The sequence below is a fragment of the Helicobacter bilis genome (genome assembly GCF_001999985.1).
Taxonomy (GTDB): domain Bacteria; phylum Campylobacterota; class Campylobacteria; order Campylobacterales; family Helicobacteraceae; genus Helicobacter_A; species Helicobacter_A rappini.
Genome location: NZ_CP019645.1, coordinates 149,506 through 166,100, shown reverse-complemented (window position 1 = coordinate 166,100; position 16,595 = coordinate 149,506). Strand labels below are relative to the sequence as shown.

Annotated in this window: 18 protein-coding genes; 4 read left to right on the top strand and 14 right to left on the bottom strand. The window is 33.9% G+C overall.

Features of this window, described 5'->3' with window-relative positions; genetic code table 11:
• Positions 1–78: 78 nt before the first annotated feature.
• From XJ32_RS00735 to XJ32_RS00705, 7 genes are read right to left on the bottom strand one after another with little or no spacing between them, the layout of a single operon-like run.
• Positions 79–1,293, bottom strand: a complete 1,215-nt coding sequence (locus XJ32_RS00735) for a hypothetical protein (RefSeq protein ID WP_077388002.1) — start codon at positions 1,291–1,293, stop codon at positions 79–81.
• Positions 1,290–2,036, bottom strand: a complete 747-nt coding sequence (locus XJ32_RS00730; RefSeq protein WP_077388001.1) for a histidine phosphatase family protein — start codon at positions 2,034–2,036, stop codon at positions 1,290–1,292. The genes XJ32_RS00735 and XJ32_RS00730 overlap by 4 nt, the downstream gene beginning before the upstream one ends.
• Complete coding sequence (locus tag XJ32_RS00725; protein ID WP_077388000.1) at positions 2,033–3,856, bottom strand: methyltransferase; 1,824 nt, start codon at positions 3,854–3,856, stop codon at positions 2,033–2,035. The genes XJ32_RS00730 and XJ32_RS00725 overlap by 4 nt, the downstream gene beginning before the upstream one ends.
• On the bottom strand, positions 3,829–4,791 hold the full coding sequence (locus tag XJ32_RS00720; protein ID WP_077387999.1) for a radical SAM protein: 963 nt from the start codon (positions 4,789–4,791) through the stop codon (positions 3,829–3,831). Before XJ32_RS00720 ends, XJ32_RS00725 begins: the two co-directional genes overlap by 28 nt.
• Complete coding sequence (locus tag XJ32_RS00715) at positions 4,788–6,044, bottom strand: glycosyltransferase family 4 protein (protein ID WP_077387998.1); 1,257 nt, start codon at positions 6,042–6,044, stop codon at positions 4,788–4,790. The genes XJ32_RS00720 and XJ32_RS00715 overlap by 4 nt, the downstream gene beginning before the upstream one ends.
• Positions 6,038–7,027, bottom strand: coding sequence for an NAD-dependent epimerase/dehydratase family protein (locus XJ32_RS00710; protein ID WP_077387997.1), 990 nt, complete (start codon positions 7,025–7,027; stop codon positions 6,038–6,040). The genes XJ32_RS00715 and XJ32_RS00710 overlap by 7 nt, the downstream gene beginning before the upstream one ends.
• Positions 7,024–7,458 carry an NYN domain-containing protein gene (locus XJ32_RS00705; RefSeq protein ID WP_077387996.1) on the bottom strand — a complete coding sequence of 145 codons (435 nt, stop codon included), beginning with the start codon at positions 7,456–7,458 and terminating at the stop codon, positions 7,024–7,026. The genes XJ32_RS00710 and XJ32_RS00705 overlap by 4 nt, the downstream gene beginning before the upstream one ends.
• Before the next feature lie 276 nt (positions 7,459–7,734).
• Between XJ32_RS00705 and XJ32_RS00700 the strand changes: the two genes are divergently transcribed.
• Positions 7,735–8,286, top strand: coding sequence for a hypothetical protein (locus XJ32_RS00700; RefSeq protein ID WP_077387995.1), 552 nt, complete (start codon positions 7,735–7,737; stop codon positions 8,284–8,286).
• A gap of 172 nt (positions 8,287–8,458) precedes the next feature.
• On the top strand, positions 8,459–9,094 hold the full coding sequence (locus tag XJ32_RS00695) for a hypothetical protein (RefSeq protein WP_077387994.1): 636 nt from the start codon (positions 8,459–8,461) through the stop codon (positions 9,092–9,094).
• A 504-nt stretch (positions 9,095–9,598) separates the two neighbouring features.
• Here XJ32_RS00695 and flgG read toward each other — a convergent pair.
• The 5 genes from flgG to XJ32_RS12140 all read right to left on the bottom strand — a co-directional run bounded on the left by flgG (position 9,599) and on the right by XJ32_RS12140 (position 13,258).
• Positions 9,599–10,387, bottom strand: a complete 789-nt coding sequence (gene flgG / locus XJ32_RS00690) for a flagellar basal-body rod protein FlgG (protein WP_004086933.1) — start codon at positions 10,385–10,387, stop codon at positions 9,599–9,601.
• A gap of 84 nt (positions 10,388–10,471) precedes the next feature.
• Positions 10,472–10,996, bottom strand: a complete 525-nt coding sequence (locus XJ32_RS00685; RefSeq protein WP_005219806.1) for a gamma carbonic anhydrase family protein — start codon at positions 10,994–10,996, stop codon at positions 10,472–10,474.
• A gap of 441 nt (positions 10,997–11,437) precedes the next feature.
• Entirely contained in the window at positions 11,438–11,878 is a 441-nt protein-coding gene (locus XJ32_RS00680) for a hypothetical protein (RefSeq protein WP_077387993.1), read from the bottom strand.
• A 160-nt stretch (positions 11,879–12,038) separates the two neighbouring features.
• On the bottom strand, positions 12,039–13,076 hold the full coding sequence (locus XJ32_RS00675) for a carbon-nitrogen hydrolase (RefSeq protein WP_302475941.1): 1,038 nt from the start codon (positions 13,074–13,076) through the stop codon (positions 12,039–12,041).
• Positions 13,077–13,099: 23 nt separating this feature from the next.
• Complete coding sequence (locus XJ32_RS12140; RefSeq protein ID WP_005218513.1) at positions 13,100–13,258, bottom strand: hypothetical protein; 159 nt, start codon at positions 13,256–13,258, stop codon at positions 13,100–13,102.
• A 162-nt stretch (positions 13,259–13,420) separates the two neighbouring features.
• Here XJ32_RS12140 and XJ32_RS00670 point away from each other — a divergent pair, with 162 nt between their 5' ends.
• Positions 13,421–13,915, top strand: coding sequence for an HP1233 family protein (locus XJ32_RS00670; RefSeq protein ID WP_077387992.1), 495 nt, complete (start codon positions 13,421–13,423; stop codon positions 13,913–13,915).
• A 239-nt stretch (positions 13,916–14,154) separates the two neighbouring features.
• Here the strand turns inward: XJ32_RS00670 and XJ32_RS00665 are convergent, their stop codons facing one another.
• Positions 14,155–14,829 carry an oligogalacturonate-specific porin KdgM family protein gene (locus XJ32_RS00665; protein WP_077387991.1) on the bottom strand — a complete coding sequence of 225 codons (675 nt, stop codon included), beginning with the start codon at positions 14,827–14,829 and terminating at the stop codon, positions 14,155–14,157.
• 185 nt (positions 14,830–15,014) lie between these two features.
• Here XJ32_RS00665 and XJ32_RS00660 point away from each other — a divergent pair, with 185 nt between their 5' ends.
• Positions 15,015–15,395: a RidA family protein gene (locus XJ32_RS00660; protein WP_005218530.1), complete on the top strand. Its 381-nt coding sequence runs from the start codon at positions 15,015–15,017 to the stop codon at positions 15,393–15,395.
• A gap of 296 nt (positions 15,396–15,691) precedes the next feature.
• Here XJ32_RS00660 and XJ32_RS00655 read toward each other — a convergent pair whose 3' ends face one another.
• Positions 15,692–16,576 carry a peptidylprolyl isomerase gene (locus tag XJ32_RS00655; protein ID WP_005218529.1) on the bottom strand — a complete coding sequence of 295 codons (885 nt, stop codon included), beginning with the start codon at positions 16,574–16,576 and terminating at the stop codon, positions 15,692–15,694.
• Between the last annotated feature and the right edge of the window lie 19 nt (positions 16,577–16,595).

The following is a 16,595-nucleotide window of genomic DNA, read 5'->3' as shown; positions in this document are numbered from 1 at the left end:
TTATTTGTTGGTTTGCATTTTATCCCTGTTTTTATTTTGTGGATTCTGTCTAAACAATTAAATCATAGAAGTAAAACACTACTCAATCCACCTTTCTACAAAAGTTTTAACTTTTTTAATGTGAGAGTGTTTATCTCTACTCATATCATAAACTAAATATTTTATCTTGTATTTAGCCATAATATGATTGATATGCTTTGGGCAGTAAAGATACATAACTATTCCCTCTTTTATACATAAATAGCGAACAATAGAATCTATAATAAGATTATTGTAGAAATAGAATCTAAAACAATCATTTTCTATTGCCATTTTTTTAAGAAAAAAGAAATAATATTGTATCTTGTCCTTACATAGTTTTAAATCATAGCTTTCATTTTTATATAAAGAAGAATCTCTATATGCCTGCGTTACCTTTGTTATCATACCACAAAGTTTCTTTCCCCCAAGCAAAATAGTTTTTGAAACATTGTTAATATATGAGCCACAATAATATTTTACATATTCCTTGAATGATTGAATAATAGCGAGTTCCACCATAATATCATCTTTTAAAATGACAATTTTTTCACCTAAAACAAACATAACACTTTCTTTAAAAATTTCTTGCAAATGGGCTTGCATCATATCAAAAACTTGCTCCTTAGAAAATTTACTAAGCAAAATCAAATCAATATCAGAGTATAAACTCATATCCAACCGCCCAAGCGATCCATACGATATGAGTTTATTAAAACCATTCTTTTTTAATATATTTATCATTTCGCCTGTGTAATGATATTGTTTTAGCGGTAATTTGCTGATTGCCTCCATAAAATCATCTTGTTCTATCGTGTGCCAACCAAGTGCTATCCTATCCCACATTTCATAAAGTTTGCCACTTTTTAAGGTTGTATCAAGCAATCTAATCGTGTCTGCAATCTTTGTGGATTCTGCAAAATGATTATTGCTTTCAAAAATTTTTCTTTTTGCTTCTATTCTCTCTAAACATATTTGTAATGGTGCATTTATATACAAAACAACGCAGCTATTATCTCTCATTTTCTTTAGAATCTCTTTAGCAGCATATCCAAATCCACATAGCTCTACAATAGCATTTTCTGTTTCTAGTATTGTTTTAGCAAAATATCTTGCAATTTTTATCTCACTTTTTTCACTGCCATCACCATATTTCTTACGAAAATCATCAATACGCAAAATTTCATACTTGCCTAATTGACACATTATCTTATAAATAAATTCTGTAAAAGTGCTTTTTCCAGCATTGATATTACCCAAAATAAAAAATCTCATACCAATCCCCTTATATCAAACTCAAACTTTTCTCCACGCCAAGCAAAGCATAATAAATACTCTTCACGCCAGAAAAACACACCTTCAAGCATATACACCCACTCTATCTCACTCATATTTTTTTGTAATAAATAACAAAGTGTTAGCATAATAAGCCCATCGTGGCTTACATATATATCAAGCTCTTTTTTCTTAGAATCTTTTGCTTGTAGCAACTCACTATTTAAGATTCTATGCCCCATATCATCACAAAGTCCCATATATTCTAGTAGCAAATATACGCTTTTTTCCACAGGATATACACCATCTATATGTTCTCTATCAAGCATTTTTTGTAAGAGTAGCTTTATATTCTTATTATAATATTCATAAATATTATGCCATTTGAGAGGATCCAAAACCCACATAGCTTTCAATACATTATGCGTGCTAGTCTCTGCATTAATGCCATAGCCTTTTTGTATATGATTAAGCGTTTCTACACACCGCTTAGATTCACTAGAGACAAGATTACACAATATAAATTCATCTCGTAATCCCCTGCCAAACTCTTCTGCCATTATCTTGCCCTCTCTTGTAAGTCCCCAGTGAAAACCTGCCTCTATCTGTATCATTTCTCCATTATGCTCCACTTTTTCCCCTTCAACACCGGGGCGAATTGAATGTCGCACAAATAGCTTTGCTCTTACTCCACTAGGGATTAAGGCTACACTATCATTCATACTTGCATATATGCTTCTCATTTTTGCTCCTTTCTTATTTCCATAGCACTCATAATGCCCTGAAGTTTTGTAACGCCAACTATTTTTAATCCACTCTTACTTACAATACTTTCATACTCCATCAAACTCCGCTCCATTCCACCCAAGAAATTAAGCAAATGCACTTTAACTTCAATATCTTGCTTTTTCTCATCTTGCAAGGATTCTATAATATATAGCCGACTTTCTTTTGTCATAGAATTTGCGACATTTTGTAGAATCTTAATCGCCTTGCAATCATCATAATCGTGCAAAATCCTACTCATTATAAACACATCTGCTTGAATAGAAAATGGCACAAAAAAGTCAATCTCTATAAAAACACCACTTTTATTCATACGCAAATCTGTTTTATCCGCATAAATAGCGTGTATATTTGGATATTTTTTCACAATAGAATCTAACAAAGCACCACTACCGCAACCTATATCACACACGACTTCATTATTTAATATAGGCATAAAATCGCTATAATCACTCGCATAAAAATGCGCCATAGCTGAAAAAAGCTCCTGCTGCTTAGAATCTTTATGCAACATATCAAAATATCCTGCATTAAAAATACTGCTAAACATTTCTTTATTTTCTCTAAGACTTTCTGGAAGTTTATGTGCTACTAAATAAGGCAAATCAAGCCAATATAAAAAGACCTTTTTAAGCCTTAAAGCTTCTTGTCCTTTTGCTGTGAGAATATAGCTGGATTGTGTGCTTTTATAGATAAAGCCATTTTGTAAAAGCCAATCTATAAGCAAAGTCTGGCTATACCCCTGTGTTTTAAAATCTTTATTAGAATCTTTATCTTGCAAAGATTCTAAAACACCAAGCTCAAACACACTACGCAATATCTGTAATGACATAAAACTAAAAGCAAGTTCTGAAAAATATCTTTGATATGCCACGCTTGTTTTATCTTTAGTCTCACTGGTTTCTATATTCTTGTCATATTGAGTGCGTAAGCACGAAATATCTTTTATAGAATCTAGATTCTGTTTAGATTCTATATCCCATTTTTCGCACCCTAAATCTTGCACCCACCCATTTGGATTAGATTCTAAAACCTCTAAAGAATAATCTTTTTCATTAAGAATACATTGCTTTCCATACATAGTAGTAGCAAATGCCCTGCCATTATAAAAAGGCTCTAGCTTTGTGAATCTGTCCGCATATAATGCCTTGCCGTTTTTGTCAATATGAAAATACCCAAGACTATCTTTAGCGACTGCCACACCCTTATGATAAGGCTCTAGGGATTCAAATAACTTTCCGTGTAAAAATGTGCCATCTTTACAAATATGTGTTGCCTTGCCATTCTCTAGCATTGCTACTGCTATGTTATAAACAAAATCTCCCACATAGCTAAATCTATGCCCATAAAGTGCCTTGCCTTGTGCGTCAATATGAAAATATAAGCCACTTTTATCCCTAACAACGCACGCTCCATTGACAAAGTTTCCACACCAAGCAAAGCGATTATTATATGCTGAATCACCGCTGTCATTGATATGATAGAATCCACTCTCATCACTCACTGCCGCTAAATCTTCATAGAATCCAAAGGCTTTGAAAAAGCTTTTTTGAAATACACCCTTTCCTTGTGTATCTATAAAAAATGCTTCTTCCTTGCCATCTTTTTCTATAAAAACAGGGGCAATTCCATCTTGAAATCTAGTCGTTTTGTGATAGCTTAACACCTTTTTATACCGCTCTTTATAAAGTGGCACTCCATTGCAAATATGATGTGTTTCACAAAGACTTAAGCAAATATCTTTAAGATTTATTTTTTGAGTAAGCATTGTTTGCATACCTCCTTTGTTTGATAGCTTTTTACAAGATTTTGATATTGTGTAGATTCTAAGACTTGCAAAAGTGTGGAATTTTTAATATTGCCAAAGTCGCCAAGCTCTTTTCTTAAATTATCCGGCGCACAACATACGCTTATATCGCCTTTATAATTTATCCATAGCTCTTTGCCTAAAAAAGGGCATTGCTTTTGCGTTGTAGAATCTATGCTTTCATCACCAAATGGCATAAAGTTTTCTAGTCTAATTTTATCTCTATAAGGCACAAGGGATTCTACAAGGGCATTCCACTTTTTCTTATAAGATTCATCTGTATGCAGGGCTTCAGATTCTAACTCTTTATGCGTTATCCATAATTGATGCCCTTTAATGCGATTAATCCCTTTTTTAATCGCATATTCAATGAGCGGAATGATAGAATCTAAATTACTTCGCATAAAAGTCATCTGCAAGGTAATGCTTACATTTTTATTATACATATCTCGCAATAGGCAAAATCTCTCTATACGCTTTATTGTAGATTCTGTATCGCTTTTATACATAATAGACTCATTTATTTTAGAATCTAAGCTATTAAATGAAATCTTAATATCACTTAAGACCGCCAAAAGCTTTTCTTTAATATATGTTTCATCATATCGTTTGCTAAAAAGTTGTGAGCCATTTGTTGTGAGATTTAGCTTTATATCATTATCTTTGCAAAACTCTACAATGTTTTCAAAATATTTATAAAGCGTTGGCTCTCCCATTGTCGTTGGGATAATCTCTTTTACTCCCGCATTTTTTGCCCCTTTTAAAGCAATCTCTAATAACTCCAAAGGCATATCAGGGCGAGTCTTTTTATAATCTTTGTTATAAATACTATGTGTATCACACATCTTGCATTTGAAGTTACAAGTATCTGGATTTGTGTCAATTGTTATTCTATGTAGTTTCATTTTGTCTCCTTTAAAAGTTTTGTATAAATAGAAAATATTGTTTGATGGTCTTGCTGGATAGAATCTACACTATCCCTATTATCTGGCAGGGCATTTAAAATGCTGGGATTTTGTATGATTTTTTCTAACACATTTTTTAGAGATTCTGCATTTCCTGCCTTAAAGCAAAGTCCCTTGTCTCCATCAATTAGCTCAAGCATACCGCCAATATCCGCACTCACAACGGCTACACCTGCTAAAAATGCTTCTTGTATCACAAGTGGCGAGTTTTCAAGCCAAATGGAAGGCACAATTAAGACATCAATCTCTTGTAAGATTCTATCAATTTCCCCATTATCATACCCACCCATAAATTCCACAAAGCTCTCTTGTAAAAATCGCTTACTACTGCCTATATTCCCATAGATTCTAAGCTTTTGTTCTGGATAATTTTGAGTAAGCATTTTAAAAGATTCTAATAAGATTTTTATGCCTTTAGTTGGGATAATCCGCCCCATATATCCAAACCTTATTTTATCCTTTAGTCCAAAAACCCTTTTTTTATAAGTGATACTTGCTTTATCAAAGCCATATTTTTGATAGATAATCTTATCTTCTTGTATGCCATTTTTGATAAAATAATCCCTAAGTGTGTGTGAGGGCGATATAAACATATCTATGCTTTCTCTTATCCCTTTGAGATTTTCTAAGGCTTCTCTCACTTCAGATTCCATAGTGGTATATGGCGAACACGCCTTGCATTTCTCTACGCTAGGACCATCACATAGCAAAAGACTAGAATCTATCAGTTGCCCTCTCACACAATAAAGCCAAAAATCGTGCAAAGTAAAAACGACTGGCTTTTGATATTCTTTTGCAATTTTTACAAGGTTTATTGAGAGATGAGCCAAATGTCCAAAATGCACAATATCTGGCTTCACTTGCTCCAAATACTCCCTAAATGCACTCTCAATCCCTTCATCATAAAACTTATCCTTATATGTATAATCCTTTTTCTTATTTACCCTACGGATAGATAAATGATTATCTTGTGCTACATTGGAATCTTTTACAAACTCCCCATTCACATAGCTTTCATCATAAATTGTGTAAGGCTCATCAAACTCATTTTCAACCCGTGTAAAAACAAATACTTTATGCCCTTCTTTTACAAGTTCTTTACATAGTGTGAAAGAATACACTTCACTTCCTGCCATAAAATCTGGCGGAAACCCGTGTATAACCTTTAGAATCCTAAATTTTGTATCTAGCATACCAACTCCTTTTGTGTGTGTTTTAAAACTACTCTATTTGCTTGACATAATCTCGCATAAAGACTTAAGCCCTGTGTAATATCTTTAAATCTCATATTAAAAAATTTCATTGCCTTTGTATTATCTCCTAGGAAATTTTCCACTTCAAAATTTCGTCTAGACTTATAATCCACCTTTGCCTTTGTTTGCCACTCATTTTCTAGCAATAATACAAGATCTTTTAATCTCACACCTTTAGCGCTTGATAGGATAAACCGCTCACAAATTCTTGTATGAGATAATAAATCTAAGGCTTTTTTAATACAAGAAATCACATCACCGATATACACAAAGTCTAGAATTTGCTCTCCACCATAAATGCAAATCTCTTGTCCAGCCATTAGCTTTGCACTAAAGTTTGGTATCACTCTGCTAGGCTTATCAAAGTAGCCCCCATAGACATTACTAAGCTGAAAAATTATGCAGGGATTATGATTGGTTTTTGCGTAATCTTCTATAATCTGCTGTGATTTAAGCTTACTTTTTCCATATTGATTGATAGGTTGCATTGCTGCATTTTCATTTACCATTTGCCCCTTTGTATCACCATAAACCTCTCGACTGCTTGTAAAGATAATCCCTGCATTTTTTGATATAGATTTACTCAAAGTTTTAAGTAACATCTCACTACCATAGACATTTACCCTATTGCATTCATCTTTATTAGATTCTGCTTCAGCCACACTTGAGATAGCACATAAATGTATAATGCAATTAAACTTTGTCGCGTTTAAAACACTAAATAGCAACTCTTCATCGCAAATATCACCTTTTACCGCTTTTATATGTGAGCTATGTAAAAACTTTGTCTTCTCATATCCATACATCTCACACACACTTCCTATACTCTTTTTATCAAAAATTACAATTTCATTCTCACTTTCTAACGACTGAATGAGATTTAATCCTATAAATCCTAGCCCACCTGTAATGAGAATCTTCATTGACACACCTTTCTTAACTCATAATATTCATTGCTTTCACACAAAAGCATTCTCCCAACTTTTTGTGTCCCATATACAACAACTCTTTTGCCTTTCTCTTTCAAAAAAGTAAGCAAAGGAGTAAAGTCATTATCATCGCTCACTATCACAAGGCAATCAAACTCTCTGTAATGCTCTTTTGCATACTTGCAAATTCGCATATCTGCGATATTTTTTTGCGTATCTATTCTTCCATTTCTACTATAATTTGTGATTCCATACTCACGATAGGTTTGCTGAAGTCTCTTAGATGCAAATCCAAAGGCTGCTTTTAGCACGACATTGCCGTGTCTTAACACACGCTCCATACTTGTTGTAATGCGTTGCCGTGTTTGAGCAGCATTATTTTCACTATCAAATACAATAGCCACTCTTGGTCTTTTAACCGCCATTTATTCTCCTTTCTTTAAAAATACAGCGTAATTCTAGTGCGTTTATTAAGTGATGCAAAGGAATATATTTTCCATACATAAGACCCCACCGCTACAATGCTTTCTGTGTTTTTGAAAAGAAAACATTCTACATTTACCAATGTTTATAAAAGCAAAATTGTAAAATTTTTTCCATTTTATTGTTTTAACCATTCTATTTAGATAGAATTTTGTAAATTTTATTCCAAAAATTGAATTTAAAATTTCAAAAAATTTAAAAATAAGGAAAAATATTCAATGTCTATCAAGCAAACTAGGCAAATATGGTATAGATTCTATATTGAGCCATATTTTGATAAAGGTGATATAAAAAGGCTTAAAGAAGCGATTGTTTCTTATCTTACAAAAGATATTGCAGGTAAAGATAAGACCAGTGGCGTAAAGAAGCAATTTGACACTTTTAAACAAATCCAAGAAGAATATTTTAAAGTTATTCTACCTTTTATGCTTTCAAATGAAAAGTTAGATAATTTTGTGCAAAATTATCTAAACATAGGGATTCATCATCGCAGAAATTTTAGCAACGCTCAAAATATGATACGCGCCAATATCACTCAGCTTGATATTCTAAGCTATAAAGAAGATAGCTTTTATCGCCACTTTGTAGAGTTAGCAAAAATAGACCAAGAGATAAACAAGCTAAATAACAATGCAGATGAAAAACAAGTGCAAGAGATAAGAGACAAATTAGATTCAATAAAGAAGCTATCATTTAAGGATTTTGAGAATACAAAAGAGATTCTACAAGAATACATAAAAGATATAGAATCAAAAAAAGAAACTTATTGAAGCAAAATACATCGCATCTTGGCATATCGCATATATTCGCCTTATTAGCTATGGTGAAAAATACTTAAAAGATGAAACAAAGGAAGCAAAGGATAAAAAGGCAAGAGATGAAGCAGAGAAAGTAGGGAACGAAGAAAAAGCAATAAAAGATTATGAAGATATTTGCCGACAAGTGGATAGCGGTATAGATGAACTTAAAGAATTAGAATCTTGGGATTACGATATAGCAATGCTTTATCTCGCATTGCAAGGATATAAAATTATCGGGGCTAGATTGCATTTTTTAGATAGTCCAAAGGACGACTTGCAAGAAAAATATCAACAAGCCTTTAAAGATTTAGATTCTATATGCAAGGGCAATAACAGCCGAGATAATGAAATTACAAATAAGATACAACCCCACTTAAAGCATCCACACATAAAAGCTTATATAGAATATTATCACTTTTTATATATACAAAGAAAATTTGAGTTAGCCGCACAAGAAAATAATCTAAAAGAGTTTAAACAATATCTTTATGAAGCACAAAATCTCATTGACCAACTTCTTATAGACAACACACAGCATATCTATCTTTTCACAAAAATGAAAAAGCATAAAGCCAATATTATGAATCTCATTTGGCATATAGAGCTAAAAGAGATAGGCAGACAGCTAGAAGACCCATTTAATATTGAGCTTAAAGATAATGCAGACAACAAAGGTGCATACGACATTCTCTCAAAGAGCAATAAACTATATAAACATATAGAATCTATGCTTAAAACAAACACAAATCCTTACCTAAAGAATCCAAAAAACACTTAAACATAAAACCACAAAAGAAAAACAAGAATACCAAACGATTTATAAAATAAGCAAAATATAATATTTGAAAACCAAGAATCTTATTTTTACATAGCAATGCAATATCAACAAGCATTCCAAAATGATTTGGCGTTTCATTGCTAAATTTTAGATTCTATTAATGTTTAACAGCGGATAAATCTAGCATTATGGAATCTAGAAAAGATTTTTCTATATAATCCAAAACAAAATTTCTTAAAAAATGAAAAAATCTAGCTTTTAACTATATTGGTTTCAATAATCTCAAGCTATGTTTTATTGGATTTAGAAATCAATAGCAAAAAATGGTTACAACAACAAATCTAGTGTTGTAAATTTCATAAAACCGGTAGATTCAATGTGAAATATTTAAGGTAAAAATGGCTAACCCTATAATACATCACGCCCCAAATCCCCATAGATTCTATAGAATCTAGCCCTGCCATCATAACACAGGCTTTAAAAATAAATTAAACTTTATCTAACCTATCGCTTTAAGCCATTAACGGTTTGTAGCATGGAATCTGCTGTTTGAATGCTTTTTGAGTTTGCTTCATACGCTCTTTGCCCTGTGATTAGATCAGTCATTTCAGATACTAAACGCACATTGCTTAACTCTAAAAATCCTGCACGAATCTGTCCTAAACCATCTTGTCCAGCTATGCCCTCTATTGGCTCACCACTTGCATTTGTATTCATATAGAGATTATCGCCTAAGCCATGCAAACCAGCTGGATTCACAAAATTTACAAGCTGAATCTGCCCTAAAACTTCCGCCTGTCCGTTGTTACCAAGTGTAACACTCACAGTGCCATCTGCACCGATATTTATGCTTTGTGCTTCTGGTGGCACGGTGATTTGTGGCTGGACTAGATAGCCCTCTGAAGTAACGATATTACCTTGATCATCAAGCTTAAAATTCCCACTTCTTGTATAAGCAATATTGCCATCTGGAAGCTGTATGGGGAAAAATCCTTTACCCATAATCGCTACATCAAGCGGATTTTCTGTCTCTTTTGGACTGCCTTGAGAATAGATTCTATTAATCGCTCCCGTTCTCACACCTACACCCACTTCAATGCCTGTTGGCGTTAGTGTTGTCTCGCTTGTCTGTGTGCCTGCAAACTGCAATGTTTGGTAAAACAAGTCGTTAAACTCCGCTCTTTGTCGCTTAAAGCCCACTGTATTCACATTCGCAATGTTGTTTGAAGTCGTGTCGATTTGTAACTGCTGCCCTAACATTCCTGTTGTCGCAGTATAGAGTGATCTCATCATGCTAACTATCCTTAGTTTGAATTTGAGATAGTAAAAGCAAAAGGTATGCCAACTTTAGAATCTACGCACGATTTACTTCATAATTCACATATATTGATTCTTAAACTCCACATAGCGAATAGCTGAATTTGCGATTTCTTCTATCTCTTCTTCACTAAGTTCTCGCACAAATTTCGCTGGATTCCCAAGAATGAGTGATTTTGGTGGAAACTTTTTACCTTTTGTAACGACTGCTCCCGCCCCAACAATAGAATCTCTCCCAATCCTAGCACCATCCATCACAATGCTACCCATGCCAATAAGGCAATTATCCTCAATATGACACGCATGGATAACGCAGCTGTGTCCTATGGTAACATTATCGCCAATAATCGCGGGATAACCGCTTTCAGCCTCGCCCTTTTCTCTATGCCATACATGTATCATGGTTAAATCTTGTATATTCGTATTTTTACCTATTTTGATATAATTCACATCGCCACGCAACACGCAATTATACCAAATTGACGCATTATCGCCAATGCTTACCTCGCCAATAACCTTTGCCCCATCACATATCAACACTTCTTTACCGATACTAGGCGTAATCCCATTAAATTTTATCAACATGCTTTATCCTTTCCTTGCGTTTTTTATAGATTATAGCATTATTTTAGAGCAATGTTATTTTTATGGAATCTTAATAGATAGATTCGAGTGTGGATAATAAAAGATTCTAAAATTTAGCAATGTCATGCTAAAAATATTTATCTAACTGCAAATATTTGTCATGTTTAAGTCTTTGAGTGAAGTATCTAAAAATATAAAATCTAAACTCATCAAAGCTTAAATTCTAAAATACAGAATCTGGGCTAGGTTTTTTGCTTTTTTCAAAGTTTGCATTGAATGAAGCTATTGATTATACTTGCAAAAATGATAGGAATTAAGAATCTAGAAGTTTAGCTTTATTATAAAGCTAAAATTAGAGAAGATAACAAAATAAAAAGAGTGAATAAGGCTTAATCGTATAGATATAAATTAAGCCTTGTTTAGTGAAGTTTGTAGGTAAGGTTATTTTCCTGTTGTTGCTGAATCGAGCCCCATTAGTAAATCAGCAAAGCCACTTTCAATCATAGGGCAAGTTTTCATTATGCTGTCTTCCACTTCTTCATAATCTATTTTTTTAGCTAAAGCATTTGTATCTTTAGTATCTAGCTTTTTAAAACTAGCACATGCTTTTTTCATTACTTGTATCGCATTATTGGTATAATACTTATCTTTTGTTTTAGACTTCTCATCGTCTTTATCTCTGTGTGGTTCTGCCTTTTCAAGCCATGCACTTACTTCTTTTATTTCTGTGATAAAGTTTTTACAGCTTTGCGTATTGCATGCACTAATCAATGTGTTTGCTTGTTTTGCCATATTCTTATAAATTCTAATATCGTTTTCATCAGCAAACGCCATAGAAGCTACACCAATGCTTAACAAACCAGCCAATATCAACTTTTTCATACCTTATCCTTTATGTAGAAATATATCTTTAGTCTTTATGCCTTAATATAAAAGTAGCTACAAAGCTAAAAGATTGCGAAATAAAAGCATAAAATATTCCTTATTATAGAATCTAAAATGTTATAGAATCTAGCAAGATAGTTATATCTTAAGGGGCATTTTAGTTTCCATATAGCTTTAAAAGTGGCTGATAATGCTCTATGCGTCTATCGCGGAAAAAGGGCCAGATATCTCGCACAGCTTTTGTGCGTTCATAATCGATAAAAGCGTATAGAATCTCATCTTTATCATTACTTGCCTGTGTTAGAATCTCGCCTTGCGGACCGCATACAAAGCTATTGCCAAAAAAGCGGATGCCCTCACCTTCTGCCTGAAGATTAGGCTCAAAGCCTACGCGATTAATGCTTGCAAGGGGGAGTCCATTAGCAATAGCATGTCCCCTTTGTATTGTCTGCCATGCTTCAAGCTGCCGCTTTTTCTCCGCTTCACAATCTGCATCAAACCAGCCAATCGCCGTGGGATAAATCAGCATATCCGCACCATTTAACGCCATAATCCTTGCTGCCTCTGGAAACCACTGATCCCAGCACACAAGCACGCCAAGATTCCCAACACTCGTTTTAATGGGATTAAAGCCTAGATCGCCGGGCGTAAAGTAGAATTTCTCATAAAACTGCGGGTCATCTGGAATGTGCATTTTCCTATATTTTCCCGCTATGCTGCCATCTTTTTCAAACACAACCGCTGTGTTGTGATAAAGCCCCCTTGCCCTTTGCTCAAAAAGCGAGGTAACAAGCACAACGCCGCATTCCTTAGCGATAGTGCTAAAAAATGCAACATTTTCATCAAAGTCCTGTGCGAATGAGAGATATTTCGTCTCTTCGCTTTGACAGAAATACTGCGTTGTGTGAAGCTCTTGCAATAGAATCAGTTCTGCGTTTTTACTTGCTTCAATGATTGCTTGTTTTGTCTTTTCTTTCATTTTCTTTGAGAGTTCTTTTTGCCATGATTCTAGATTTTCACCTATGCCCAAGTGGGCTGTGGGGTTTTTAGAATCTAGATTCTGTGAAAATTCGCCCTTGTCTATGCAATTTGATTTAGAATCTAGTCCCCCATCGCATTTACTCTTCACTAAATCAAACACATAGCTTTGCTGCACTAATGCTACTCTTACTCCATCTTGCTTTATTTGTGGCATATTCTGTCCTTTATGAAAATCTGTTATTCTTCATCATAGTCTAAATCTGGGTTTTCATAATCGTCATCATCATATTGTGCGTAATCCATATCTATGTCATAATCATCATCATAATCTAGTGAATCTTCATCCATTTCAGATTCTGTATCAAAGTTATCGAGTTCATCATCATATATTCCCATGCTATTTTCCTTTTTTCATGTTAATTTGCAGACACATTATACCCCTTAAAGTATTAACAAAAAGCCTTTATTAGTCTAAAAAAATTCTAAAAATTTAGGAATTATTTTTGCTTGTAATACGCAACGCATTCTGTGCAATATTTTTCTAAAGAGGACGAGAAAATGATTGATACCAAACTGAATAACAACTTAGGCTTATATAATGCCAATACGCACTATATCAAGCGAGAGGTTAGCACGCAAAATAGCATTGCAGCAAAGCATAATGAGAAGCAACTCTTAGAATCTAATGGCTTTGAGACAAAAAGGCAGACTTATGGATTAGCTATTTTAGAGTTAATGAGCGATCAAGAGTATCAAGCGTGGCTAAGGGCTACGGCGGGCATGACAGAGACAGAGAAAATGCTAGCAGTCCAAAAGCTATATCCATTAGCTGATATTGAAAAGCTGAAAAACTCAAAAAACTTGCACCCGCAAGAAAAAAAGATATTTGATGATTCTATGCAAAATAAAAGTGACAATATCAGCACAGAACCTTTTATCATTAATGCAAATCGTCTCAATGGTATGCGTGTGTTTAACGCTCATACAGACTTTATACAGCGATACAAAAACGCTTTTGAAAACCTGCATCTTAATGTTGATATGAATGGTTAGTGTTTAGAAACTTTGGAAGTTTGTAGTATATGAGATTCTGGATATGCAAGATTCTCAAACTATGTAGGTTTTTGCCAAAATAGCTTTATAACCTGTGTAAATGAAACATGATTTCATGATTCATTTACCATGATTTACAAAATATGTGCTAAACAAATAGGGCATTGCACTAGTTTATTTTTATATATTCCCTAGTGCTTACCCTAAGTTATTAAGGTTTATTGCAACCTAAGATACGCTTAGAATCTATAGGCATATTTCATCATGATGTTATGTGAAACAAGCACACTTGGTGCGTAAAGTTGGGTTTTAACTATTGCTGTACCTGTTGTTGTGCTAACTCTTTCTATTGTTGTAAAATCAAACATTGAGTTTAAAATAGCACTCAACTCTAAAATATTGTTTGTATTAATATTATACTGCACACCAAAGTTTCCAAACATTGCAAAGTAGTTGTCTGGATTAGTTTCTGTTCTTGTGTTACTTTTGTAGGTAGAACCTATTAGCATATCGCCCAAACCAAAGCCTATAAATATGCCAAGTTTATCAGTTGGACGATAGATTAAATCCACATTGCCATTGAAGATCATGCGACTGCTAGATCTTACGCTATTTGTAGTTGAGTTTATTGGCAATGCAGTTGTAATCATATTTACATAAGCTCTAACGCCTAGATTATCCATAAAGTTAAACTCTAATCCACCCCATAAACCAGTTTGAAGTGATGTTATAGATAAGACTATGGCGCTACCATTAATCGTTGTGCTTGCAGTTTCGGTCAATGTCCCAACCATAAAGCCAACAAAAGGTTTCATGCCTTTTAAATCTGTTGCATTTTCAGCAGGATTATTTGCCAAAGCTACACTACTACATACTAAAGCACTACATACAATAGACAATGATATTTTTCTCATTATTTTCCTTTAATTAATTTATTTGTGCTTACACACATTAAGGCGGGATTTTACAAAAAAAAAAAAAACAAGTCAAGGCATTTTAAAAAATACTATATATTGTTATGTTATATTTTCTGCAACAACCTTTTTTTGTCAAAATGTGTTAGAATAAGCGTTTTATAGATTACACAGAAAGGAACAATATGAAAAAGTTTGATATTGTAAGCACAAGTAATGCACCGCAGGCGATAGGACCATATTCACAGGCTATTGTTGCAAATAGTTTGATTTTTACTTCTGGGCAGATTCCATTGTTACCAAATGGGGAATTTTTGGATTCTGACATAGAAGCACAGACACATCAAGTTTGCAAGAACTTAAAAGCAGTATTAGAAGCGGCTGGAAGTAGCTTAGAGAATGTAATAAAAACAAATGTGTATCTTAGTGATATGTCGTATTTTACGCAATTTAATGAAGTGTATGCCACATATTTTTCACATAAGCCTGCTCGTAGCACGGTTGCTGTTAAAGAATTGCCAAAGGGCAGTAAAATAGAGATTGAATGTATTGCGTTGAAGTCATAGAATATGCGTAGAAACATGCAAGAGTGATAGAATCCATTAAAATATGCAATTTAACTTTATATGTTTGCGGCGTGGCTTTATGGAGTCTTATTGCCAAAATTTGTTTTAACATGGTGTTAATGTGTTAAGGTCTAGTGTTGTTTTCATGTAAGGCTTGTATATGTCTAACGATGGTTTTAGAGTGTCAAGCCTAGATATTATTACAATAGATAGGGTTATGCTAGATTGTTAGTTCGTTATGTATGCAATAAAATTCGGTGTTAAGCCCTGCTTAATAGCGATAATAAAGACTTTCATTAGCGGACAAAAACAATCTTAGAGCGGCTCCTTACGCGTTCAAAATAATCGCTTAGAATCTTTTCTTGGTTATTTGCTATGAGTTTTTGTGCGATATAGTTTTTTGCTTTTTCAAAATCTACTTGTTCGTTTGATATTTTTCCCTTAATATAAAACGCAACGAAATCGCCATTATCAGATTCAAATACCTGTGTAAAAGACTTTGCGTTGGTTGCTAGAAAAATATCAGCTACCTGCGTTGGCAAACTCTCTATTTCTAGCTTCTCTTCAGTGTGTGCTATAGAATCTGGTATAGTGCTATCTATGCCTTGCTGCATAAAAGATTCTAGAATCTCTTTATTGCGACTTACAAATTTTACACCCACAACTTCTTTGGGGATAACAAACTCGTCTAAATGCTCGTTGTAGTATTTACGCAGCTCATCTTCTTGCCCGACATTGCTAGAAAAGAGTATCTTTCGCATAAGTTCTTGTGCTAGCATTTGCTCTTTTAGCTTTGTGCGATATTCTACTAAGCTCATACCCTCTCGCATAATAGCCGCATAGAATTGGTCTAAATTCATGCCATTTTGCTGTGCGATTTGTGCTATTTGTGAATCTAGCTGTATATCATTTATTTCAATTTTTAAACGCTTAATTTCAGCTTCTTTTAGCTTCTCTGTTACAAGTATATCTGTGGCTCGAAGTCTGTCTGTATGCAATGCGTTTTCTACTTGTTTAATCGCATGTAGCGTAATCGGCTCACCATTCACAAAAAGTGCGATACCACCGACAATATTCTTGCTGACAGAATCTAGGCTAGAAGCTGGACTTTGAGAGCTAGATTCTGCATATATAAAAGTGCTACAACATAGAAGCGTGAATATAAAAATTTTCTTAATCATTAATATCCTTAAAATGGAA

Coding starts and splice junctions, on each gene's coding strand:
- XJ32_RS00665 (WP_077387991.1), bottom strand. CDS start 14,829: ATGAGAAAAATATCATTGTCTATTGTATGTAGTGCTTTAGTATGTAGT.
- XJ32_RS00655 (WP_005218529.1), bottom strand. CDS start 16,576: ATGATTAAGAAAATTTTTATATTCACGCTTCTATGTTGTAGCACTTTT.
- XJ32_RS00725 (WP_077388000.1), bottom strand. CDS start 3,856: ATGCAAACAATGCTTACTCAAAAAATAAATCTTAAAGATATTTGCTTA.
- XJ32_RS00710 (WP_077387997.1), bottom strand. CDS start 7,027: ATGAAGATTCTCATTACAGGTGGGCTAGGATTTATAGGATTAAATCTC.
- XJ32_RS12140 (WP_005218513.1), bottom strand. CDS start 13,258: ATGGGAATATATGATGATGAACTCGATAACTTTGATACAGAATCTGAA.
- XJ32_RS00685 (WP_005219806.1), bottom strand. CDS start 10,996: ATGTTGATAAAATTTAATGGGATTACGCCTAGTATCGGTAAAGAAGTG.
- XJ32_RS00700 (WP_077387995.1), top strand. CDS start 7,735: ATGTCTATCAAGCAAACTAGGCAAATATGGTATAGATTCTATATTGAG.
- XJ32_RS00735 (WP_077388002.1), bottom strand. CDS start 1,293: ATGAGATTTTTTATTTTGGGTAATATCAATGCTGGAAAAAGCACTTTT.
- XJ32_RS00675 (WP_302475941.1), bottom strand. CDS start 13,076: ATGCCACAAATAAAGCAAGATGGAGTAAGAGTAGCATTAGTGCAGCAA.
- XJ32_RS00670 (WP_077387992.1), top strand. CDS start 13,421: ATGATTGATACCAAACTGAATAACAACTTAGGCTTATATAATGCCAAT.
- XJ32_RS00705 (WP_077387996.1), bottom strand. CDS start 7,458: ATGGCGGTTAAAAGACCAAGAGTGGCTATTGTATTTGATAGTGAAAAT.
- XJ32_RS00730 (WP_077388001.1), bottom strand. CDS start 2,036: ATGAGAAGCATATATGCAAGTATGAATGATAGTGTAGCCTTAATCCCT.
- XJ32_RS00715 (WP_077387998.1), bottom strand. CDS start 6,044: ATGCTAGATACAAAATTTAGGATTCTAAAGGTTATACACGGGTTTCCG.
- XJ32_RS00720 (WP_077387999.1), bottom strand. CDS start 4,791: ATGAAACTACATAGAATAACAATTGACACAAATCCAGATACTTGTAAC.
- flgG (WP_004086933.1), bottom strand. CDS start 10,387: ATGATGAGATCACTCTATACTGCGACAACAGGAATGTTAGGGCAGCAG.
- XJ32_RS00660 (WP_005218530.1), top strand. CDS start 15,015: ATGAAAAAGTTTGATATTGTAAGCACAAGTAATGCACCGCAGGCGATA.
- XJ32_RS00680 (WP_077387993.1), bottom strand. CDS start 11,878: ATGAAAAAGTTGATATTGGCTGGTTTGTTAAGCATTGGTGTAGCTTCT.